This window comes from Duganella sp. Leaf126, assembly GCF_001423125.1.
GTDB lineage: Bacteria > Pseudomonadota > Gammaproteobacteria > Burkholderiales > Burkholderiaceae_D > Rugamonas.
Genome location: NZ_LMNW01000004.1, coordinates 89284 through 109846, shown reverse-complemented (window position 1 = coordinate 109846; position 20563 = coordinate 89284). Strand labels below are relative to the sequence as shown.

General features: G+C 64.0%; 20 protein-coding genes. 6 read left to right on the top strand and 14 right to left on the bottom strand.

Translation table 11 applies throughout. From position 1 onward, the window contains the following. The first annotated feature begins 8 nt into the window (after window positions 1–8). Window positions 9–1133 (top strand): mechanosensitive ion channel family protein, encoded by a 1125-nt coding sequence (locus tag ASF61_RS06005; protein WP_056152470.1) that lies wholly within the window; start codon window positions 9–11, stop codon window positions 1131–1133. 7 nt (window positions 1134–1140) lie between these two features. Here ASF61_RS06005 and ASF61_RS06000 read toward each other — a convergent pair whose 3' ends face one another. From ASF61_RS06000 to rpsP, 8 genes are all read right to left on the bottom strand, one after another. Further along, on the bottom strand, window positions 1141–3882 hold the full coding sequence (locus tag ASF61_RS06000; RefSeq protein WP_056152467.1) for a pitrilysin family protein: 2742 nt from the start codon (window positions 3880–3882) through the stop codon (window positions 1141–1143). 95 nt (window positions 3883–3977) lie between these two features. Next, window positions 3978–4313, bottom strand: a complete 336-nt coding sequence (locus ASF61_RS05995) for a DUF3579 domain-containing protein (protein ID WP_056152464.1) — start codon at window positions 4311–4313, stop codon at window positions 3978–3980. Window positions 4314–4480: 167 nt separating this feature from the next. Then, entirely contained in the window at window positions 4481–5446 is a 966-nt protein-coding gene (locus ASF61_RS05990) for a CobD/CbiB family protein (RefSeq protein WP_056152460.1), read from the bottom strand. Between the two features lie 83 nt (window positions 5447–5529). Then, on the bottom strand, window positions 5530–6198 hold the full coding sequence (locus ASF61_RS05985) for a CoA pyrophosphatase (protein WP_056152458.1): 669 nt from the start codon (window positions 6196–6198) through the stop codon (window positions 5530–5532). A 65-nt stretch (window positions 6199–6263) separates the two neighbouring features. Then, the gene (rplS, locus tag ASF61_RS05980; RefSeq protein ID WP_056152455.1) at window positions 6264–6653 is read right to left on the bottom strand and encodes a 50S ribosomal protein L19; all 390 of its coding nucleotides are present in this window, start codon (window positions 6651–6653) and stop codon (window positions 6264–6266) included. 106 nt (window positions 6654–6759) lie between these two features. Further along, window positions 6760–7518 (bottom strand): tRNA (guanosine(37)-N1)-methyltransferase TrmD, encoded by a 759-nt coding sequence (gene trmD / locus ASF61_RS05975; RefSeq protein ID WP_056152452.1) that lies wholly within the window; start codon window positions 7516–7518, stop codon window positions 6760–6762. Between the two features lie 22 nt (window positions 7519–7540). Next, the gene (gene rimM, locus ASF61_RS05970; protein ID WP_056152449.1) at window positions 7541–8101 is read right to left on the bottom strand and encodes a ribosome maturation factor RimM; all 561 of its coding nucleotides are present in this window, start codon (window positions 8099–8101) and stop codon (window positions 7541–7543) included. Between the two features lie 14 nt (window positions 8102–8115). After that, entirely contained in the window at window positions 8116–8361 is a 246-nt protein-coding gene (gene rpsP, locus ASF61_RS05965) for a 30S ribosomal protein S16 (protein WP_019921707.1), read from the bottom strand. Window positions 8362–8599: 238 nt separating this feature from the next. Between rpsP and ASF61_RS05960 the strand changes: the two genes are divergently transcribed. The 4 genes from ASF61_RS05960 (at window position 8600) to ASF61_RS05945 (ending at window position 11197) form a co-directional block, all read left to right on the top strand. Next, on the top strand, window positions 8600–9016 hold the full coding sequence (locus ASF61_RS05960) for an NINE protein (RefSeq protein WP_056152446.1): 417 nt from the start codon (window positions 8600–8602) through the stop codon (window positions 9014–9016). A 23-nt stretch (window positions 9017–9039) separates the two neighbouring features. Beyond that, a complete protein-coding gene (locus tag ASF61_RS05955; protein WP_056152442.1) occupies window positions 9040–9630 on the top strand; it encodes a glycine zipper 2TM domain-containing protein in 591 nt (196 codons plus the stop codon). 103 nt (window positions 9631–9733) lie between these two features. Next, entirely contained in the window at window positions 9734–10795 is a 1062-nt protein-coding gene (locus tag ASF61_RS05950; RefSeq protein WP_082491241.1) for a TIGR03118 family protein, read from the top strand. A 150-nt stretch (window positions 10796–10945) separates the two neighbouring features. After that, on the top strand, window positions 10946–11197 hold the full coding sequence (locus tag ASF61_RS05945; protein ID WP_156369473.1) for a hypothetical protein: 252 nt from the start codon (window positions 10946–10948) through the stop codon (window positions 11195–11197). 45 nt (window positions 11198–11242) lie between these two features. On the opposite strand, the gene ASF61_RS05940 is transcribed toward ASF61_RS05945, so the two are convergent. The 6 genes from ASF61_RS05940 to ugpQ form a co-directional block, all read right to left on the bottom strand. Further along, on the bottom strand, window positions 11243–13033 hold the full coding sequence (locus tag ASF61_RS05940; RefSeq protein WP_056152433.1) for an acyl-CoA dehydrogenase: 1791 nt from the start codon (window positions 13031–13033) through the stop codon (window positions 11243–11245). A 236-nt stretch (window positions 13034–13269) separates the two neighbouring features. After that, window positions 13270–14208, bottom strand: coding sequence for an electron transfer flavoprotein subunit alpha/FixB family protein (locus ASF61_RS05935; RefSeq protein WP_056152429.1), 939 nt, complete (start codon window positions 14206–14208; stop codon window positions 13270–13272). Window positions 14209–14218: 10 nt separating this feature from the next. Beyond that, window positions 14219–14968, bottom strand: coding sequence for an electron transfer flavoprotein subunit beta/FixA family protein (locus ASF61_RS05930; protein WP_056152426.1), 750 nt, complete (start codon window positions 14966–14968; stop codon window positions 14219–14221). A 193-nt stretch (window positions 14969–15161) separates the two neighbouring features. Further along, entirely contained in the window at window positions 15162–15389 is a 228-nt protein-coding gene (locus ASF61_RS05925) for a sulfurtransferase TusA family protein (RefSeq protein ID WP_026637260.1), read from the bottom strand. A 262-nt stretch (window positions 15390–15651) separates the two neighbouring features. Beyond that, the gene (gene alaS, locus ASF61_RS05920) at window positions 15652–18261 is read right to left on the bottom strand and encodes an alanine--tRNA ligase (RefSeq protein ID WP_056152421.1); all 2610 of its coding nucleotides are present in this window, start codon (window positions 18259–18261) and stop codon (window positions 15652–15654) included. 83 nt (window positions 18262–18344) lie between these two features. Further along, window positions 18345–19097 (bottom strand): glycerophosphodiester phosphodiesterase, encoded by a 753-nt coding sequence (ugpQ, locus tag ASF61_RS05915; protein WP_056152418.1) that lies wholly within the window; start codon window positions 19095–19097, stop codon window positions 18345–18347. A 107-nt stretch (window positions 19098–19204) separates the two neighbouring features. Between ugpQ and ASF61_RS05910 the strand changes: the two genes are divergently transcribed. Then, a complete protein-coding gene (locus tag ASF61_RS05910) occupies window positions 19205–20434 on the top strand; it encodes a CaiB/BaiF CoA-transferase family protein (RefSeq protein WP_056152415.1) in 1230 nt (409 codons plus the stop codon). The last annotated feature ends 129 nt before the right edge of the window (window positions 20435–20563 follow it).

The following is a 20563-nucleotide window of genomic DNA, read 5'->3' as shown; positions in this document are numbered from 1 at the left end:
CTCAGCTCATGGAAATAGAATATTTTAATGATTTGCAGCAGGGCCCCTGGCGCGCCGCAGCAGCGGTGGCAATCACCGCCGTCATCTTCGTGGCCATTGCGCTGGTGCTGCACCGCGCCGGCATCGAGCTGCTCAAGCGCATCGCGCGCCACCGTCCCTACACCACCAACGCCATCAAGTTTGCGTACCGGCCCAGCCAGATCGCGGCCGTGCTGTTCGCGCTGCGCCTGGTGCTGACGGGCGCGCCGGAAACCACGCCGTTTCTGACGTCGCTCTCGCGCATCGTCAGCGTGCTGCTGATCATCTGCCTGACCTGGCTGGCGATTGCCTGCATCAATTCGATCAACCGCACCATTTCCGACCTCAATCCGGTCGATGTGCTCGACAATATGCGCGCGCGCCGCGTGCTCACGCAAACCTCGGTCCTCACGCGCAGCGCCAACGGCATCATCGTCCTGCTGGGCATCGGCTTCATGCTGCTCACGCTGCCCGGTGCGCGCCAGTTCGGCGCCAGCCTGCTCGCTTCGGCCGGCGTGGCGGGCCTGGTGGCCGGTATCGCCGCCAAGCCGGTGCTGGGCAACTTCATCGCCGGCCTGCAGATCGCCTTTTCGCAGCCGATCCGCATCGACGACGTCCTGATCGTCAAGGGCGAGTGGGGCCGCGTCGAGCGCATCACCGGCACCTATGTCGTCGTGCGCATCTGGGACGAGCGGCGCATGATCGTGCCGCTGCAGTGGTTTATCGAAAACCCGTTCGAGAACTGGACCCACACCTCGGCCAGCATCCTGGGCACGGTGTTCCTGTGGCTGGACTTCAGCGTGCCGGTGGAAAAAGTACGGGCCGAATTCGAACGCATCACACACGCGTCCACGCGCTGGGACAAGCGTGTGTGCGTGCTGCACGTTACCGACGCCAACGAAAAAGGCATGCAGCTGCGCCTGCTGGTGAGCGCGGTCGATTCCGGCACGGCCTTCGATCTGCGCTGCGAGATCCGCGAGGCGATGATCGCCTTCGTCGCAGCCAACTACCCCGATTCGCTGCCGCGCCTGCGGCCTGTGCTCGATTCGCCGGCGCCGCAGGACGAGACGCTGGGCAGGCGCCCGGTAACGGTGGCGGACAGCCCGCCACCGTAAGCAGCGCTTACCTCCCCGCCTTCTTCTCGTCCCCGACCACCACCACCGTGAGTTTGGCCGGATCGACCGCCTTGCGGAACGCCGCATTGACCTGTTCCAGCGTGGTCGCCTGCAGCCTGGCCTCGTAGGCCTTGCTCCAGCCGAAGGTCTGGTTCAGGTACAGGTTGCGCGTCCAGCCGCCGGCCACTACCTTGTCCTGCGAACGGTTCTGCAGCCGCTGCTGGAGCAAACCCGACTTGGCCTGTGCCAGTTCCTGCGCCGTAAAGCCCTGCTGCAGCGCGCGGCCCAGTTCCTCGCGGATGGCCGCCTCGAGTTTTTTCAGGTTCTGCGGCGCGGCGATGGCGTCGATGGTGAAGTAGCCGGCGCGGTCGATATCGCCCGCGTGCACGGATGTACCGCCGCCGTAGGACAGGCCATCCTTCTGGCGGATGCGGTCCATCAGGCGCGACTTCAGGCTGCCGCCGCCGAAGATGTAGTTGGCCAGATCGAGCGCCGGATAGGCCGGATCGTTGACATTGAGGTCCAGGTTCAGGCGCGCGGCCAGCATGCCGTTTTCCTTTTCCGGCGCGTCGATCACGCGGTGCACGGCAGGCTTGTCCACCGGCGTGTCCTTGAGCGGCGCGTAAGCGACCTTGCTGTGCCAGCCGGTGAAGCTGTCGTCGATGGTCTTGCTGATGGCAGCCTTGTCGAAGTCGCCGACGATGGCCAGCTCGCCGTGGCTGGCGCCGTAGTAATCGCGGTGGAAGGCGACCACGTCGTCGCGCCTGAGCGCCTTGACGGCGGCCAGCTGTTCATCGACTGACATGGCAGCGCGGAAGTCGCCTTTCGGATGGGTGTCGAAATATTCGTCGATGGCGTTGTGGGCCAGCGATTCCGGCTCGTTGCGCGACGACTCGATCCCGACCAGCCACTGCTGGCGCAACTGCTCGAATTCGTCCTGCGGGAAGCTGGCCTCGCGCAGCACGTGCGCCACCAGGCGCAGCGCGGCGTCGAGGTTGGGACCGGTGGTCTCGAAACCATACACGCCGCCCGAGATCTTCAGTTTTTCAAAGGCATCGGCCAGCTGTTCGCGCGTGTACCGGCTGGTGCCGCGCATCAGCATCGCGTCGGCAAACGCCGCCACCACCTGCTGGTTGAACAGGTTTTTCTCGTCGCCGTAGTGCAGCTGCAAATCCACCGACACCGCCTGGCCGCGGTTCTTCTTCGGCAGCAGCGCCACTTTCAGGGCGCCGATGGTCCTGATCTCGGTACGGGCGTCGATATTGTCCTGGCTCGGGTCGAACACTTCGGACGTCAGCACGCTCTGCCTGGCCTTGAAGTCCTTCATCACCTCGGCCACCGGCGGCGCGGCCGTGATCACGGCGCGCTGCGGCTGGTCGTCCGGGATGAAGGTGCCGGTCACGCGGTTGTCGCGGCGCAGATAGCGGCCGGCAGCGGCGCTTACCTGCTCGGCCGTCACCTGCGGCAGCTTGTCGCGGGTCTGGAACAGCAGGCGCCAGTCGCCCAGCGCGATCTCCTCCGACAGCGCCACGCCCACCTGCTGCGGATCGTTGAGCGACTTTTCCACGCTGTTGGCGTAGCTGCGGCGCACGCGTTCCATTTCCTCGGCCGTCGGCGGGGTGGCGGCAAAGCTTTCCACCGCTTCGGTCAGTGCTGCGCGCACCGGTTCGATCGGCTCGCCCGCCTTGACGATGGCGCCGACGATTTCCAGTCCCGGCGCATAGCCGGTCTGGCCGAACGCGAACACCTCGCTGGCCTTGCCGGTCGCCACCAGCGCCTTGTGCAGGCGGCCCGACGGCGTGTCGCCGAGGATCTCGCTCATGATGGACAGGGCGTCCGCATCGGGATGCAGGGCCGACGGGATTTTATAGCCGAGCATGACGATCTGCATGTCGCCCTTGCGGCGCACGACGAAACTGCGCTCGCCATCCTGCTGCGGCTCCACGGTCCAGAACGGCGGCAGCACGCGCTTCGGTTTCGGGATGGCGCCGAACGACTTGCTGATCCACGCCAGCGTTTGCGCCGGGTCGAATTTGCCGGCCACCAGCAGCACGGCGTTATCGGGCTGGTAGTAGGTGCGGTAGAACGCCTGCAGGTTCTCGATGCGCACGTTCTCGATGTCGCTACGGTTGCCGATAGTCGAACGCCCGTAACTGTGCCAGTCGTAGGCCACGCTCTGCATGCGCTTCATCATGACCGAGAACGGGCTGTTCTCGCCGCTCTCGTACTCGTTGCGCACCACCGTCATCTCCGAATCGAGATCCTTGCGGGCGACGTAGGAATGCACCATGCGGTCCGCTTCCATGTCGAGCGCCCACTTGAGGTTGTCGGCGCCGGCAGGGAAGACTTCGTAGTAGTTGGTGCGGTCGTACGACGTGGTGCCGTTGAAGTCCATGCCGCGGCTGGCGAATTGCTGCGGAATGCTGCGGTTCTTCGGCGAGCCCTTGAACATCATGTGTTCGAGCAGGTGGGCCATGCCGGTTTCGCCGTAGTTTTCGTGGCGCGAGCCGACCAGATAGGTGACATTGACGGTGACCGTGGGCTTCGAGGCGTCGGGGAACAGCAGCACCTTCAAGCCATTGGGCAGGCGGTACTCGGTGATGCCTTCGACGGCCGGCCCCTGGACCACGCCGGCCGGCAGCGCGGTACTGGAAGCGGTGGCGGCCCAGGCGCTGCCGGCGGCGACAAACGAAAAGCCGCACAGCAGCATGCTGGCGGCGGCAAGGTGTTTCAGACGGCTGGCATTCATGGTGTCTCGCGAGAATACGGAAGCGCACAGCATACGCCCTGCCCCGCACACCCTGCTAGCCGCAACGGCGCATTTTTACTGAGGAAGCGCTTAAATTATTTTTTCTCGGGAAGCAGACAGGCATCGACCACCTGCAGGTCGTTGTCCTTGGCGAACGACAGCACGAAGTGGTACGCCATCGGCTCGAGGTCGCGCAGCTTGCCGTTGACCACCACCGACTTGACGCCGTTGACCACGGTGGGCGTGACGTACGGCGAAAACTGCAGGTGGGAATTGCGTCCGCCGCCGCTGCCGGGGGGCTTGAAGCACGCCATCACACCGCACAGGCGTTCGGCCCAGTCGCTGGGACGGAACGCCCGGCCATTGCTGGTTTGGCCAAGAATGAAGAACGAATCCTGCTGTTCGACCGGTTTTTGAACTGACTCTGCCATGGGCGGCTGCTCTGCGATGAGACGTGTGGATGAGGAACCTACGTATTATATCTTATAGAAGACCCGAATACTTAAGCCCTTGATTTGACGCGGATTTTTATTTCAAAACGGCATAATGGTGCAGGACTCTGCGACGCCGCACCAAACGCAGACGCTATTGTACCGTGCTACGGGGCGGCGCCCAGCCACACCGCGCCCGAGAGCAGCAGCAGCAACATCATCCACAGCAGCAGCGCACGCCACACCAGGCCGACCGTGCTTTGCAGCGCGCGCACGGTCGGCTCGTCGCCCGGCAGCGTGTCCGCTTCGACGTCGGAGATATCGACCGTGGCCGAATCGATCAGCGTCACGCGGATCGCGTGTTCGGCCGGTGAGCCCAGGCGCACGCCCATGGCGCCGCCGCCGGCGGACAGGATGATGCCGATCGCCTCGTCGGCCCAGCGGCGCGAGAAATTACGCCAGGCGTAGATCGCATCCTCGAAGTTGCCGACCACGGCAAACGCCACGGCCGTCAGGCGCACTGGCAGCCAGTCGATCCAGTAATAGGCGCGGCCGGCAAACAGGCCGAACGCCTCGTTGCGCATGTGCTCCGGTTCGTTCCAGGCGCGCGCCACGTATTCCGACACGCGGTACAGGATGGCGCCCACCGGCCCCAGGATCAGGAACCAGAAGAACACGCCGAACACGTTGCGGTGGGTGGTGATCAGCGCCTTTTCCACGGCCACGCGCGAGATCTCGTTGGCGTCCATGCCGATGGTGTCCTGGCGCGTCCATTCGGCCAGCAGTGCGCGGGCGGCGGTATCGTCGCCGGCGTTCAGGGCCAGCTGGATCGAGGTGAAGTAATGGCTGTAATGGCGAAAGCCCAGCGTCAGGTACACGATCAGCACATTCCACGCGAACGATGCCAGGAACCAGTCGTAGTAGTGCAGCAGCCACGAGATCAGGGCCACCGGCACCAGCAGCACGGCCATCATCAGGAACCAGCCGATGCGCCCGTGCGTCGCCTGCCCGGCATTGAACCAGGTCTCCATCCGCAACGCCAGGGCCTTGATCTCCGCGTAAATAAAATTATCCGCCCGCAGCGGTTTCATTTGCTCGATCAGCAGCGCGCACAGAATGGAAAGAAATGTCATCGATGATCCTTTGGTTCGGTACTTCGTCCAGCCATACCTCGTTGCCCGTTACGATAACCTAGACGTGTAACGGAATCAAATTATTAGGCGCGCAGGAAATGGAACAAGTTACGCAGCATGCCGGCGGTCGCGCCCCAGATGTAATAGGTCCCGTACGGCATCGCATAAAAGCTGCGCCGCCCCGACGGCAGTTCGACCGACAGGCGCTGGTGGTTCAGACCATCCATCAGAAAGGCCAGCGGCACTTCGAAAATCTCTTCGACTTCGCCGGGATCGGCCTGCAGCGACAACGGCGGCGTGACCAGCGCCACCACCGGCGTCACGCGGTAGCCGGTGCCGGTGTAGTAATCGGGCAAGGTGCCGAGCACTTCGACGTGGGTGCGATCGAGACCGATTTCCTCTTCCGCCTCGCGCAGCGCGGTGTCCACCGGACTGGCGTCGTACGCTTCGGCGCGCCCGCCGGGAAAACTGATCTGGCCCGGATGGTCGGTCAGGTCGGCATTGCGCTGGGTGAGCACCAGGCTCAGGCCCTCGGCGCGCCTGACCAGCGCGATCAGGACCGAGGCGGCCGTGGCGGGCGAGCCGTCCGCGCGCAGCGCATAACTGGTTTCAGCCGCTTCGGGCGACCATTGCGGCTGCTCGGCAAAGCGCTGGCGCAGCCAGTCCGGGTGCAGCCGTTCGAGCGCCAGACCGGGCTCGCCGGCGATGGCGTCGATCGGCAGGGTGCGGGGATCGAATAACAACGTTGCCAAGTGAGCTCCTTAAAAAAAGAGGGGCACCGATACGGCGCCCCTCTCTCCAAACCCAATCGCTACAATTAAGCGGCGACTGCTTTTTTCGCCGCTGGGCGACGGTTTGGCAGTTTTTCCTTGATACGTGCCGATTTACCGGAACGATCACGCAGGTAGTACAGTTTAGCGCGACGTACGTCACCGCGGCGTTTCACTTCGATCGAAGCGATCAGCGGGGAGTACAGCTGGAAGGTACGCTCGACGCCTTCGCCGGACGAGATCTTGCGAACGATGAAGTTCGAGTTCAGGCCACGGTTGCGACGGGAGATCACGACGCCTTCGTATGCCTGGGCGCGCTTGCGGGTGCCTTCGACGACGTTAACGTTCACGACCACGGTATCGCCAGGGGCAAAATCAGGAATGTTCTTGCCCAGGCGAGCGATTTCTTCTTGCTCGAGTTGTTGAATCACGTTCATTTTTATAACTCCAAAAGCCATCGTGCCGGCGCGCTGTGGGAAACACCCGATGCCCGGTAGAGGATGGTGGTACTGCGATCAATCGACAGGCGAACCTGCCGGGGAACTACACAGGTTTTGCTAAACCTGCCAAAAACTTTTCATCGATCTTGCTCAGCTGCCCTGCCGCCCGCGCCTTGACCAGCAGGTCCGGCCGCTTGCGCGCGGTCGCTTCCAGCATGCGCTGGCGGCGCCACTTGCCGATCTCGGCATGGTTGCCGCCCATCAGCACCGGCGGCACGCCCACGCCTTCGTACGTCTCGGGCCGCGTGTAGTGCGGCGAGTCGAGCAGGCCGTTGACGAAACTGTCTTCGACCGCCGAGGCGTCCGTGTTCAACACGCCCGGAATCAGGCGGATCACGGCATCCATCAGGGCCATCGCCGGCAGCTCGCCGCCCGACAGAACGAAATCGCCGAGGCTGATTTCTTCGTCGATGCAGCGGTCGAGCAGGCGCTGATCGACCGCCTCGTAGCGGCCGCACAGGATCACCAGGCCGGGTTCCTGCTGCAGCTGCACCACGCGCTCGTGCGTTAACTGCTTGCCCTGGGGCGACATGAACACCACGCGCGGCGCCGGCAGGCCGGCTTGCTGCTGCCGCGCTTTCGCTGCGTTGATCGTCGCTTCCAGGGGTTTGGCCAGCATCACCATGCCGGGGCCGCCGCCGTAGGGGCGGTCATCCACGGTGCGGTGATTGTCGGTCGTGAAGTCACGCGGATTCCACAACGACAAGCCACATTTATTCTGTTCGAACGCGCGCCGGGTGACACCCGACTGCGTCAGTGCGGCGAACATTTCGGGGAACAGGGTCACGACATCGAATTGCATGGCGGGCCGCCCTCTGTGTTCACTAGTAATCAAGACCCCAATCGACAGTGATCTTTTTCGCCGCCTTGTCCACCTTGATGATGAACGCGTCGACAAACGGTATCAGGCGCTCGGGCGCCGTGTCGTCGGGTGCTGCTTCGGCAGATTCTGCTGGCTGGATGCGCAAGATCGACTGCGGACCGTTGCTCATCATGTCAGTGACCGTGCCGAGCGCTTCGCCTTGCAGGTTTTCCACTTCCAGACCGATCAGCTCGGCCCAGTAAAACTCGTCTTCCGACAATACCGGGAAGCGGCTGCGCGGAATGGAAACAGCGGCGCCCTTGAGCGCTTCTGCGACATTCCGGTCAGTGACGCCAACCAGCTGTGCGACCACGTCGCCGCCATGCAGCTTGCACTGCCTGACATCGACATCGTGCAGGGTGGGCTTGTCGATCCACCAGGTTTTTACCGAGAGCAGCGCATCCGCATCTTCCGAGAAAGGACGTATCCTCACCCAGCCAGCGACGCCGTAAGCACCGAAGACAAAGCCTACCTGTGCCAGATCGTCGGGGACTTGCACCCCGGATGCTTGCTTATCGGTCAAACCAGCAACCTGAATTAAGCTGCTTTGTTCGAAGCAACCAGGCGTGCCACGGTTGGCGACAGTTGTGCGCCGACCGATTGCCAGTGAGCCAGACGGTCAGCAGTGATGCGCAGTGGCACTTCGCCGCCTTGCGCCATCGGGTTGTAGAAACCGATGCGTTCGATGAAACGGCCATCGCGACGATTGCGCGAATCGGTTGCAACGATGTTGAAGAACGGACGCTTCTTGGCGCCTCCACGAGCTAAACGAATAACGACCATAATATTTCCAAAAAGTGTGCTAGGACGGAAAAAGCCGCAAATTATAGCGCGCCTGACCGCAAAGCAGCAAGCGTTAATGAAATAATCGGGCAGATTGGGGTAATCGAAGATTATCCCCCGTTCCGGCCAACGGAGCAATACCTGCGTAGGAAAGTTGCCTGGATTCTTGCCAAAAAAGTAGGCCGGGGACGACATTATCGCCGATACTGGGCCTCCCCGGACTTTTTTGCCGCCTTCGATGACTGCTCGCCACAAAAACAAGACCATCGCCGCTCTGCTCGCCTTCCTGTTCGGCGGTCTCGGCGCGCAACGCCTGTACCTGCGCGGCTGGCGCGACCCGTGGTTGTGGCTGCACCTGGCCGCCCTGCCCGCCGCCTGGCTGGTGACCGCGCTGGCGCCGCACGCCGACGGCTTTTACAAGCTGCTGCCGCTGATGCTGTCGGGCCTGGCCGGCTTTCTCGAAGCGCTGGTGCTGGGCCTGATGCCGGACCAACAATGGGATGCGCGCTTCAACCCGCATTCGGGCAGGCAGTCCAACACGCGCTGGCCGATCGCCCTCGTGCTGGTGGCCACCATGATGGTCGGCGCCGCCAGCCTGATTGCCACAATTTCACGCTTTTTTGATCTGCTATACACTGGCGGCGCCTACGGCTGAAAACCAACTACAAGGAAAACAAGATGAACAAGCACTCCATCCTGCTGGCAGTGGCCATGGCCACCCTGACATCCACGTCTTATGCCCAGATGAGCAAGTCCGAATACAACGCCGAGACCAAACGCATCGCCAACCGCTACGCAGCAGACAAGAAGCTGTGCGCCGACGAAGCCACGGCGAGCGCACGCATGCAGTGCCTGCGCGACGCCAAGACCGAATACACGCAGCACAACGCCGACGCCAAGGCGCGCTACAACCGGAAGGCGCCCAAGGCCGCGGCCTGCCACGACTGCGGCCGCGTGACGTCGGTGGTGGTCAGCGAAAAAGCCGGTGAAGGCGGCGCCGTGGGGCTGATCGCCGGCGGCGTGGCAGGCGCCCTGCTCGGCAACCAGGTCGGCAGCGGCGGCGGCAAGAAGCTGGCCACGCTGGCCGGCGCCGCAGGTGGCGCCTACGCCGGCAAGAAAGTGGAAGAGCAGGCGCGCACCACCAAGCAGTGGACCGTGCACGTGCGCTACGACGACGGCAAGCAGGACACCTTTGTCTATGACAACGACCCGCAGATGGTCAACGGCGAACGGGTCCAGAAGCAGCACGGCACGCTGGTGCGCCGCTGACGCCTTGCGCGGGGCCATGTAACAAACTTGTTACAAGAATCATTAAAACCTGCGGGCGGCGAGAGCGCATTAAGAGGTTCCTCTTCCCGTCCAAAGGTTCATCATGCAACGCCCTGCCCGCACTCTCCGTCCTTCCGTGAAACTGACGGCCACGCTGTCGCTGGCCGCAGCCAGCCTGCTCAGCGCCTGTGGCGGCGGCTCCACCGCCACCAGCGCGCCACCGAGCGCGTATGCCGACACCAGGCTGGTGGCCGACGTGGCCGGCACCGCGCCCAACACCGACGCCAACCTGATCAACGCCTGGGGCATCGCCTTCAATCCGACCGGCTATGTTTGGGTGGCCAACACCGGCACCGGCACCTCGACCCTGTATGACGGCAATGGCGTGCCGCAACCGCTGGTGGTCAAGACGCCGCCGGCGCCGATCGGCATCGTCTTCAATGGCAGCGGCACCGACTTCAACGGCAGCCCGTTCGTGTTCAGCACCGCGCTGGGCGCGATCGCCGCCTGGTCGCCGGCCACCGATGCGGCCAACGCCGCCACCGTGGTCGATAACAGCGCCAGCGGTACTTCCTACCTGGGCCTGGCCCTCGCCACCTACAACGGCGCCAACTACCTGTATGCTGCCGACTTTGCCAACGACAAGATCGACGTGCTCGACGCCAAGTTCGCCAAGGCCACCCTGCCCGGCAGCTTTACCGATCCCAAGCTGCCGGCCGGTTACGGTCCCTACAATATCCAGACCATCGGCAGCCGCATCTACGTGGCCTACGCCAAGCACGCCGGCCGCTTCGCCGAACATGCGGTCGGCTCCGGCGTGATCGATGTGTTCGATACGGGCGGCAACCTGCTCAAGCAGCTGGTGGTGGGCGGCACCTTGAACGCGCCATGGGGCATGACCCAGGCGCCCGCCAATTTCGGCAGCCTGAGCGGCAAACTGCTGGTCGGTAACTTCGGTGACGGCCTGATCCAGGCCTACGATCCGGACACGGGCGCGGCAGCAGGCATGTTGCAGAAAGCCGATGGCAGCAAGATCGCCATCGACGGCTTGTGGGGCCTGGCCTTCGGTAACGGCGTCAACAACCAGCCGACCAACACCCTGTTCTACACGGCCGGCCCGAACGGCAGCACGCACGGGCTGTATGGGCGTATCGACGTGAAATAAAACGGCGTTGCGGCCATCCCGCACGAGTGAATTGGGTGCCCGCCTGCGCGGGTACGACGGCGGGTGACGCGCTGCCGCTGGCTCACGGCGGGACTCGCGGGCGGTGAAACGCTGGTTGCCGCGCTGGTAATGGCTCACATCAGGACGCGCGTGGCCGGTGAAACGCTGGTTGCCGCGCTGTCGGTGGCTCACGGCAGGATGCTCGCGGCCGGTGAAACGCTGGTTGCCGCGCTGGCGCTGGCTCATGGCAGGATGCTCGCGGCCGGTGAAACGCTGGTTGCCGCGCTGGCGCTGGCTCATGGCAGGATGCGCGTGGCCTGCGAAACGCTGGTTGCCGCGCTGTCGCTGGCTCACCGCACGACGCGCGTGGCCGGTGTGACGCTGCCAACGGGCGGACTTTGACGTGGGCGCAGGTTGCCGGATCGTCGCAACGATCCGGCAACCGTGTCAGAACTGCGCTGCGTCCAGCGCCAGCACGCCGGCGCTGCCGTCGACGATGGCCGTGCGCAGGCTGGCCGATTGCGACAGGATGTGGTCGGCAAAGAAGCGGGCGGTGCCGATCTTGGCCTGGTAAAACGCCGCATCCCCCTCGCCTGCCGCGATCTTTTGCTGCGCGATCGCTGCCGCCCGCGCCATCTGCCAGCCGCCCAGCACCACGCCGGCCAGTTTCAGGTACAGCACGCTGCCGGCAAACACGGCCTTGACGTCGCTCTTGACGTTGGCGACCACGAAGTCCACCGCTGCCGCCAGGTCGTCGGCGCCGGCGGCCAGTTGTTTGGCAATCGCCTGCAGCTGGGCGTCGCCCGATGCGGCCAGTTGGGCCTGGGTGGCACGCACCTGGTCGATCAGTCCCTTGGCCACGGCGCCGCCGTCGCGCACGGTCTTGCGACCGACCAGGTCGTTGGCCTGGATCGCGGTCGTGCCTTCATAGATGGTGAGGATCTTGGCATCGCGGTAGTGCTGGGCAGCGCCGGTTTCTTCGATGAAGCCCATGCCGCCGTGCACCTGCACGCCGTCGCGCGTGACGTCCTGCGCCATCTCGGTCGACCAGCCCTTGATGACCGGCACCAGGTACTCGTACACGGCCAGGTTGTGCTTGCGCACGGCTTCATCAGCGTGACGGTGAGCGATGTCGGACAGGCCGGCACCGACGTAAGCGAGCGCGCGCGCGGCCTCGGTTTGCGCGCGCATGTTCATCAGCATGCGGCGCACGTCCGGGTGGTGGATGATGGCAACCGGACCGGCAGAGCCCGCCACGTCGCGCGACTGCACGCGCTCGCGCGCGAACGCCACCGCCTTCTGATACGCGCGCTCGGCCAGGCCGATGCCCTGCAGGCCGACGCCAAAGCGCGCTGCATTCATCATGATGAACATGTATTCGAGGCCGCGATTTTCCTCGCCGACCAGGGTGGCGATGGCGCCGCCGTGGTCGCCGAACTGCAGCACGGCGGTCGGGCTGGCCTTGATGCCGAGCTTGTGTTCGAGCGAGACGCAGTGGGCGTCGTTGCGCGCGCCCAGCGTGCCGTCGGCATTGACCAGGAACTTCGGCACGATGAACAGCGAAATACCCTTCACGCCGGCCGGGGCATCGGGCGTGCGCGCCAGCACCAGGTGCACAATGTTGTCGGAGAAGTCGTGCTCGCCGTAGGTGATGTAGATCTTGGTGCCGAACACTTTATAGGTGCCGTCGCCCTGCGGCTCGGCGCGGGTGCGCACGGCGGCCAGGTCGGAACCGGCTTGCGGCTCGGTCAGGTTCATGGTGCCGGTCCATTCGCCCGACACCAGTTTTTCCAGGTAGGTGGCTTTCTGCTCTTCGCTGCCGGCGGTCAGCAGTGCCTCGATGGCGCCGTCCGACAGCAGCGGGCACAGTGCGAACGAGATGCTGCCCGCGTTCAGCATCTCGATGCACGGCGTGGCCAGCAGTTTCGGCAATCCCTGGCCGCCGAACTCGACCGGGTGCTGCACGCCCTGCCAGCCGGCTTCGCCGAAGGCCTTGAATGCCGCCTTGAAACCTTTCGAGGTCGTGACCTGGCCGTCGTGCCAGTAGCTCGGTTCCTTGTCGCTGGCATGGTTGAGCGGCGCGATCACGCCGCTGACGAACTTGCCGTTTTCTTCGAGGATGGCTTCGGCCGTGTCCAGGGTCGCGTCTTCATTGCCGGGCAGCGCGTTGACGGCGGCCAGATCGGCCAGTTCGCTGATCACGAACAGCATGTCTTTGAGGGGGGCTTGGTAGGGCATATTGTCTCCGTATTTGTTTGCAGCGAACGCAGCCGCTGACGCTGGCACCGTCATTCCCGCGCAGGCGGGAATCCAATGACGGTGACCCGTGTTGTCCTGCACAACAGCCAACATTGCGCGTACAAACCGGGTCCCCGCCTGCGCGGGAATGACGGCGCGCAGGTTTGGGTTTAAAAAAAGCCACGGTGGCAGTTTCCCTACCAGCGTGGCTCGTTGGTGACGTCGGTATTTAACCGTTAGCCCAGCTCGGTCACCAGCTGCGGTACCACTTCGAACAGGTCGCCCACGATGCCGTAATCGGCCACCGAGAAGATCGGCGCTTCCGGATCCTTGTTGACGGCCACGATCACTTTCGAGTCCTTCATGCCGGCCAGGTGCTGGATGGCGCCCGAGATGCCGACCGCGATGTACAGGTTGGGGGCGACGATCTTGCCGGTCTGGCCCACTTGCCAGTCGTTCGGCACGTAGCCTGCATCGACCGCTGCGCGCGACGCACCCATGGCAGCGCCCAGCTTGTCGGCCAGCGGCTCGAGCACCTTGAACGCTTCGCCCGAACCCATGCCGCGGCCACCGGAGACGATCACCTTGGCGGCGGTCAGTTCCGGACGGTCGGACTTGGCCAGTTCGCGGCCGACAAAGCTCGACTTGCCCGAATCGGCCACGGCAGTGACGGTGTCGGTGGCAGCCGAGCCACCGGTGGCAGCTGCGGCGTCGAAGCCGGTGGCGCGCACGGTGATGACCTTGATCTTGTCCGACGATTGCACGTAGGCGATGGCGTTACCGGCGTAGATCGGACGCTCGAAGGTGTCGGGCGCATCGACCTTGGTGATTTCGGAAATCTGCGCCACGTCCAGCTTGGCAGCCACGCGCGGCAGGATGTTCTTGCCGTACGCGGTGGCCGGAGCCAGGATGTGGCTGTAAGCGTCGCCCTGGACCAGCGCCAGGATCTGCTCGGCCACGTTTTCGGCCAGGCCGTCGGCAAAGTGCGGCGCGTCGGCCACGATGACTTTCGACACGCCGGCGATTTGCGCGGCAGCCGCAGCGGCAGCACCGGCGTTGGAACCGGCCACCAGCACGTGCACGTCGCCGCCGCACTGGGCAGCTGCGGTCACGGTGTGGAGGGTGCTGCCTTTCAGGCTGGCGTTGTCGTGTTCTGCGATAACTAATGCGACCATGATGATTCCTTTAGATGACTTTGGCTTCGGTGCGCAGCTTGGCGACCAGGGTGGCGGCGTCCGGCACGATGATGCCGGCCGAGCGCTTGGCAGGCTCGGCAACCTTCAGCGTCTTCAGGCGCGGGGTCACATCGACGCCCAGGTCTTCCGGCTTGGTCACGTCCAGCGGCTTCTTCTTGGCCTTCATGATGTTCGGCAAAGTGACGTAGCGCGGCTCGTTCAGGCGCAGGTCGGTGGTGATGATGGCCGGCAGCGTCAGCGCCAGGGTTTCCAGGCCGCCGTCCACTTCGCGGGTGACGGTCGCCTTGCCGTCTTCGAGCACCACTTTCGACGCGAACGTCGCTTGCGGCCAGCCCAGCAGGGCAGCGAGCATCTGGCCGGTCTGGTTGGAGTCGTCGTCGATGGCCTGCTTGCCCAGGATGATCAGCTGCGGCTGTTCCTTGTCGGCCAGCGCCTTGATCAGCTTGGCCACGGCCAGCGGTTCCAGTTCCACGTCGGTCTGCACCAGGATGCCGCGGTCGGCGCCGATGGCCATGCCGGTGCGCAGGGTTTCCTGGCACTTGTCTACGCCGCACGAGACTGCCACCACTTCGGTGACCTTGCCTGCTTCCTTGAGGCGCGTGGCTTCTTCCAGCGCGATCTCGTCGAACGGATTCATCGACATTTTGACGTTGGCGATATCGACGCCGGTGCCGTCCGATTTGACGCGCACCTTGACGTTGTAGTCGACCACGCGTTTGACGGGTACCAAGACTTTCATAGCTGTGCCTTTGGGAAAATAGTAAATAACGGACTAAATTAGTGGGCTAGATTATATGAGAAATCCGCCGGACACAATAAATTAAAGCACGATCGTGCGATTTTTAGTTAGTGGAAATCGTCTAAAAACTACTTAGACGATCGATCCACAGGTCAAGCCGGGTAACAGAACAGGAGGGAGCGGTGCGCCAGACTTATTTGCGGCGCATCAAAAAGACGAATTCACGACCGGTCTGCACGTGCGAGAGCAGCGCGTTGCCGGTTTGCTTGGCGAATGCCTGGAAGTCGCGAACGGAGCCAGGGTCGGTTGCCATGATGCGCAGCACTTCGCCGCTTTGCAGTTCCGCCAGGGCTTTCTTGGCCTTGAGGATGGGCAGAGGACAGTGCAGTTCGCGCGCATCGAGTTCCATGTGGAATTCCATGATGTCGTTGTCTAGTATCGTGTCGGTCATTGAGAACCCGCTAATGAGCTAGTGAATTGTTTGGCAGTGACGCCATACTACTCCTTTTCGGCGCGCTTGACGCGCTGCACCAAAATAGTTCGTAGCACGTTGCAATTTTGCAACGGGAACTTGCAAGTATACAATCAGAGCAATCAAACAACAACGGCCCGCGCTTGACACGCGGGCCGTCGCCACCCCTGATTCTACAGGGTTACTTGCAGATCAGGACTGCTTTTTTGCGTTACGCCTTGGCGCCCACCCACGCGACCACGCCTGCCAGGGCGGTGGGCAAGCCGCTCGGATCGGTGCCGCCGGCCTGCGCCATATCGGGGCGTCCGCCGCCTTTTCCGCCCACTTGTTGTGCAACGAAGTTCACCAGCTCGCCCGCCTTGACCTTGGCCGTGGCGTCCGCCGTCACGCCGGCGATCAGGCTGACCTTGCCGTCATTGACGGCGGCCAGCACGATGGCGGCAGTCTTCAGCTTGTCCTTGAGCTTGTCCATGGTTGCACGCAGGGTGGCCACATCGGCGCCTTCCAGCGTGGCAGCGAGCACCTTGATGCCGTTGACATCGACTGCCTTGGTGGCCAGCTCGTCGCCCTGGCCCGACGCCAGTTTCGACTTCAATGCCGCCAGTTCCTTCTCGAGCGACTTGACCTGGTCCTGCACGGCGCCGATCTTGACGATCAGCTCGTCCGGGTTGGCCTTGAACGCTGCAGCAGCTTCGTTGAGCTTGCGCGACAGGCCTTGCACCAGCGCCAGCGCGCCCTCGCCCGTCACCGCTTCCACGCGGCGGATGCCGGCCGCCACGCCGCCTTCGCCGACGATCTTGAACAAACCGATATCGCCGGTGCGCTGCACGTGGACGCCACCGCACAGCTCTTTCGAGGTGCCGATGTCGAGCACGCGCACTTCGTCGCCGTATTTTTCGCCGAACAGCGCCATGGCGCCATGCTTGACGGCGTCGTCGAACGACATGTGCTGGGCCTTGGTCGCGTGGTTTTCCAGGATCTCCTTGTTGACCTTGGCTTCCACTTCGGCGATCTGTTCAGCCGTCAGCGGCGCGTTGTGGCTGAAGTCGAAACGGGTTTTATCGGAATCGACCAGCGAACCTTTTTGCGCCACGTGGCCCCCCAGCACTTCGCGCAGGGCCTTGTGCATCAGGTGGGTAGCCGAGTGGTTGCGGATGGTGCGGCCGCGCTTGTGCAGGTCCACTTCCGCCGACACGGCGTCGCCCACTTTCAGGCTGCCCTGGGTCAGCACGCCGTGCTGGCCAAACACGTCGGCCTGGATTTTCAGCGTGTCTTCCACTTCGAACAGCGCGCCGGCCGACTTGATCGCGCCCTGGTCGCCGACCTGGCCGCCCGACTCGGCGTAGAACGGCGTGGTGTCGAGCACCACGATGCCCGATTCGCCCTGCTTCAATTCCTGCACGGCCGCGCCATTGGCGTACAGCGCGATCACTTTGGCATTGACGCTGAGGTCGTCGTAACCGACGAATTTGGTTTTTTCGCCCGTGTACTCGACGTTGGCAGCCATCTTGAACTTGCCGGCCGCGCGCGCGGTTTTCTTCTGCTGTTCCATGGCCGCGTTGAAACCGTCTTCGTCGAGCGTGATGTTGCGCTCGCGGCAGATGTCGGCGGTCAGGTCCAGCGGGAAACCGTAGGTGTCGTACAGGGTGAACGCCGTGCCGCCGTCGAGCTTGGTCGGATCCTTGGCCAGCTGCGCTTCGAGGATTTTCATGCCGTTTTCCAGCGTCTCGCCGAAGCGCTCTTCCTCGGCCTTCAGGGTGGCGGCAACGCGGTCCTTGGCGTCGGCCAGTTCCGGGTAGGCAGCGCCCATCTCGAGGTTGAGGTCTGCCACCAGCTTGTAGAAGAATGGCTTGGTCTGGCCCAGCTTGTGGCCGTGGCGCAGCGCGCGGCGGATGATGCGGCGCAGCACGTAACCATGGCCTTCCGGGCCAGGGATGATGCCGTCGACGATCAGGAACGAGGCGGCGCGGATGTGGTCGGCGATCACGCGCAGCGACTTCGATTCCAGGTCGGTGGCGCCGGTTTCGCGCGCGGCAGCCTTGATCAGGTTCTGGAACAGGTCGATTTCGTAGTTGCTGTGCACGTGCTGCAGCACGGCAGCCAGGCGCTCCATGCCCATGCCGGTATCGACACAGGGCTTGGGCAGCTTGTTCATATTGCCCGCTTCGTCGCGGTTGAACTGCATGAACACCAGGTTCCAGATTTCGATGAAGCGGTCGCCGTCTTCCTCAGGCGAGCCCGGCGGACCGCCCCAGATCTCGGGACCGTGGTCGTAGAAGATCTCGGTGCACGGGCCGCAGGGACCGACATCGGCCATCTGCCAGAAGTTGTCGGACGCGTAGCGCGATCCCTTGTTGTCGCCGATGCGGATGATGCGCTCTGTCGGCACGCCGATTTCGTTGGCCCAGATATCGTAGGCTTCGTCATCCTCGAAATAGACGGTGACGGTAAGCTTTTCCGCCGGCAGGGCATAGACCTTGGTCAGCAGTTCCCAGGCGTATTGAATCGCATCGCGCTTGAAATAGTCGCCGAAGCTGAAGTTGCCCAGCATTTCGAAGAACGTATGGTGACGCGCCGTGTAGCCGACGTTTTCCAGGTCGTTGTGCTTGCCGCCGGCGCGCACGCAGCGCTGCACGGTGGTCGCGCGCGAATACGGACGCGTATCCAGGCCCAGGAACACGTCCTTGAATTGCACCATGCCGCTGTTGGTGAGCAGCATGGTCGGATCGTTGCCAGGTACCAGCGGGCTGGAACGGACTATCGTGTGCCCCTTGGATTCAAAAAACTTGAGGAACTTCTCGCGGATTTCAGATGATTTCATGTCGTAGGCTGGGAGGGTAGCTGGCCGAAGCAAAGGTTGGATGCAAAGGGTTGATTATATATGACCTCTACCTCGGGATGGTTTCAGGTAAAGGTCGGGCCGATCAAATCGATGCGGTCGGTGCACAAGCCGTCCACGCCCCAGCTCAGCAGCTCGCGGGCGCGGTCGGGATCGTTGACCGTGTAGCAAAACAGGCCGAAGCCGGCGGCCTTGACGGTTGCCGCCAGCGCCTGCGTCAAATGGCGGTGATTGGTGTGGATCGCCACCGCCTGCAGCGCCCGGGCCGGGGCCTGCCAGTCGGGCGGGAGGCGGTCGAGCAGCCAGGCGCGCGGCACCTCGGGCGCGGCGTCGCGGGCGGCGGCCAGCGCCGCATGGCTGAACGAGGACAGCAGCGGCACCCGCGCCACCTGCCCCGCCGCAATCTCTTGCGCATAGGCGTCGCGCGTGACCTGCGCCACCCAGGCGCCGGTGGCCGCCTCGACGCCGTCGGACGGCTTGATTTCCACGTTCATCCAGATGCCGTGCTGCCTGCAATACGCGATGAATTGCGTGTAGTACGGCACCGGCTCGCCTTTGAACGGCGCGCTGTGCCAGCTGCCGGCGTCCATTGCGGCCAGGTCGCGCGCCAGCGTGCGCGCCACGGCGCCAAGCCCTGCCACCGTGCGGCCGAACTCGGGGTCGTGGATCACCATGCCGATGCCGTCCCGCGACAGCATGACATCGAACTCGACGGCGCGAAAGCCGTACGCGAGACCGGCGCGCAAGCCGGCCACCGTGTTCTCGGGCGCGATGGTGCCGCCGCCGCGATGCGCAACAATTTTCGGATAAGGCCACATGATGCCGAATGAATTCTCGAATTGGGAGCACTGGAACCCTGACACTATCACGATCGCGCCCCAGACACTACACTGACGGGCGAGACGAACCACTTAGAAAGAAAACGATGACTGTACCGAAAGCGCTGGGCCACCTGCGCGTGCTGGACCTGAGCCGGGTGCTGGCCGGCCCCTGGTGTTCGCAAAACCTGGCCGACCTGGGCGCCGACGTGATCAAGGTCGAGCGTCCGGGCAGCGGCGACGACACGCGCGCCTGGGGTCCGCCGTACGCGCAAGATGCCGACGGCAACGACACCACCGAGGCAGCCTATTACCTGGCCGCCAACCGCGGCAAGCGCTCGGTGACGATCGACATTGCCAGCGCCGAGGGGCAAGCGCTGCTGCGCGAGCTGGTGCCGCACTGCGACGTGGTGCTGGAAAATTACAAGGTGGGCCAGCTGAAACGCTACGGCCTCGATTACGACGCACTCAGGGCCATCAAGCCCGATCTCGTCTATTGCTCGGTGACAGGCTTCGGCCAGGACGGACCGTATGCGCACCGCGCCGGCTACGATTTCCTGATCCAGGGCATGGGCGGCCTGATGTCGGTGACCGGCGAACGCGACGACCTGCCCGGCGGCGGCCCGCAGAAAGCGGGCGTGGCGCTGACCGACCTGATGACCGGCATGTACGCCACCATCGCCATCCTGGCCGCCCTGACCCACCGCGACCGCAGCGGCGAGGGCCAGTACATCGACATGGCGCTGCTCGACGTGCAGGTGGCGATGCTGGCCAACATGGGCAGCAACTACCTCAACAGCGGCAAGCCGCCCAGGCGCTGGGGCAATGCGCATCCGAACATCGTGCCGTACCAGACCTTTGCCTGTGCCGACGGCTACATCATCGTCGCCACCGGCAACGATGGCCAGTATCAGAAATTCGTCGAGGCGGGCGGGCGCGCCGACCTGGCCCTGCACCCGCGCTACGCCACCAATCCCTTGCGCGTCCAGCACCGCGAGGAGCTGGTGCCGCTGCTGGCCGAGATGGTGCTGCAACACCCGCGCGATTTCTGGATCACGACGCTGGAAGCGGTGGGCGTGCCATGCGGCCCGATCAACAACCTCGACGACGTGTACAGCAATCCGCAAGTGCTGGCGCGCGGCATCGTCACCGAGGTGCCCCACCCCACCGCCGGCAAGGTCAAGCTGGTACGCAACCCGATGCGCCTGTCCGCCTCGCCCGCCGACAATGCCGTGGCGCCGCCGCTGCTGGGCCAGCACACGGACGACATCGTACGCGGCCTGCTCGGGCGCAGCGATGACGAGATCGCCGCGCTGCGCGCCAAGGGGGTGCTGTGAACGGGTCCCGTGAGCGGATCCGGTGAACGGGCCCCGTGAGCCGGTGCGGTGAACCGGTGCCGTGAACGGGTCCCGTGAGCGGATCCGGTGAACGGGCCCCCGTGAGCCGGTGCGGTGAGCCGGTGCTGT

Excerpts from the sequence above, each read along its gene's own strand:
- ASF61_RS05950 (WP_082491241.1), top strand. The coding sequence starts at position 9,734 with ATGCAACGCCCTGCCCGCACTCTCCGTCCTTCCGTGAAACTGACGGCC.
- ASF61_RS05910 (WP_056152415.1), top strand. The coding sequence starts at position 19,205 with ATGACTGTACCGAAAGCGCTGGGCCACCTGCGCGTGCTGGACCTGAGC.
- ASF61_RS06000 (WP_056152467.1), bottom strand. The coding sequence starts at position 3,882 with ATGAATGCCAGCCGTCTGAAACACCTTGCCGCCGCCAGCATGCTGCTG.
- ASF61_RS05925 (WP_026637260.1), bottom strand. The coding sequence starts at position 15,389 with ATGGAATTCCACATGGAACTCGATGCGCGCGAACTGCACTGTCCTCTG.
- ASF61_RS05955 (WP_056152442.1), top strand. The coding sequence starts at position 9,040 with ATGAACAAGCACTCCATCCTGCTGGCAGTGGCCATGGCCACCCTGACA.
- rpsP (WP_019921707.1), bottom strand. The coding sequence starts at position 8,361 with ATGGTCGTTATTCGTTTAGCTCGTGGAGGCGCCAAGAAGCGTCCGTTC.
- ugpQ (WP_056152418.1), bottom strand. The coding sequence starts at position 19,097 with ATGTGGCCTTATCCGAAAATTGTTGCGCATCGCGGCGGCGGCACCATC.
- ASF61_RS05995 (WP_056152464.1), bottom strand. The coding sequence starts at position 4,313 with ATGGCAGAGTCAGTTCAAAAACCGGTCGAACAGCAGGATTCGTTCTTC.
- alaS (WP_056152421.1), bottom strand. The coding sequence starts at position 18,261 with ATGAAATCATCTGAAATCCGCGAGAAGTTCCTCAAGTTTTTTGAATCC.
- ASF61_RS06005 (WP_056152470.1), top strand. The coding sequence starts at position 9 with ATGGAAATAGAATATTTTAATGATTTGCAGCAGGGCCCCTGGCGCGCC.
- ASF61_RS05960 (WP_056152446.1), top strand. The coding sequence starts at position 8,600 with ATGACTGCTCGCCACAAAAACAAGACCATCGCCGCTCTGCTCGCCTTC.
- ASF61_RS05940 (WP_056152433.1), bottom strand. The coding sequence starts at position 13,033 with ATGCCCTACCAAGCCCCCCTCAAAGACATGCTGTTCGTGATCAGCGAA.
- ASF61_RS05990 (WP_056152460.1), bottom strand. The coding sequence starts at position 5,446 with ATGACATTTCTTTCCATTCTGTGCGCGCTGCTGATCGAGCAAATGAAA.
- ASF61_RS05935 (WP_056152429.1), bottom strand. The coding sequence starts at position 14,208 with ATGGTCGCATTAGTTATCGCAGAACACGACAACGCCAGCCTGAAAGGC.
- ASF61_RS05930 (WP_056152426.1), bottom strand. The coding sequence starts at position 14,968 with ATGAAAGTCTTGGTACCCGTCAAACGCGTGGTCGACTACAACGTCAAG.
- rplS (WP_056152455.1), bottom strand. The coding sequence starts at position 6,653 with ATGAACGTGATTCAACAACTCGAGCAAGAAGAAATCGCTCGCCTGGGC.
- trmD (WP_056152452.1), bottom strand. The coding sequence starts at position 7,518 with ATGCAATTCGATGTCGTGACCCTGTTCCCCGAAATGTTCGCCGCACTG.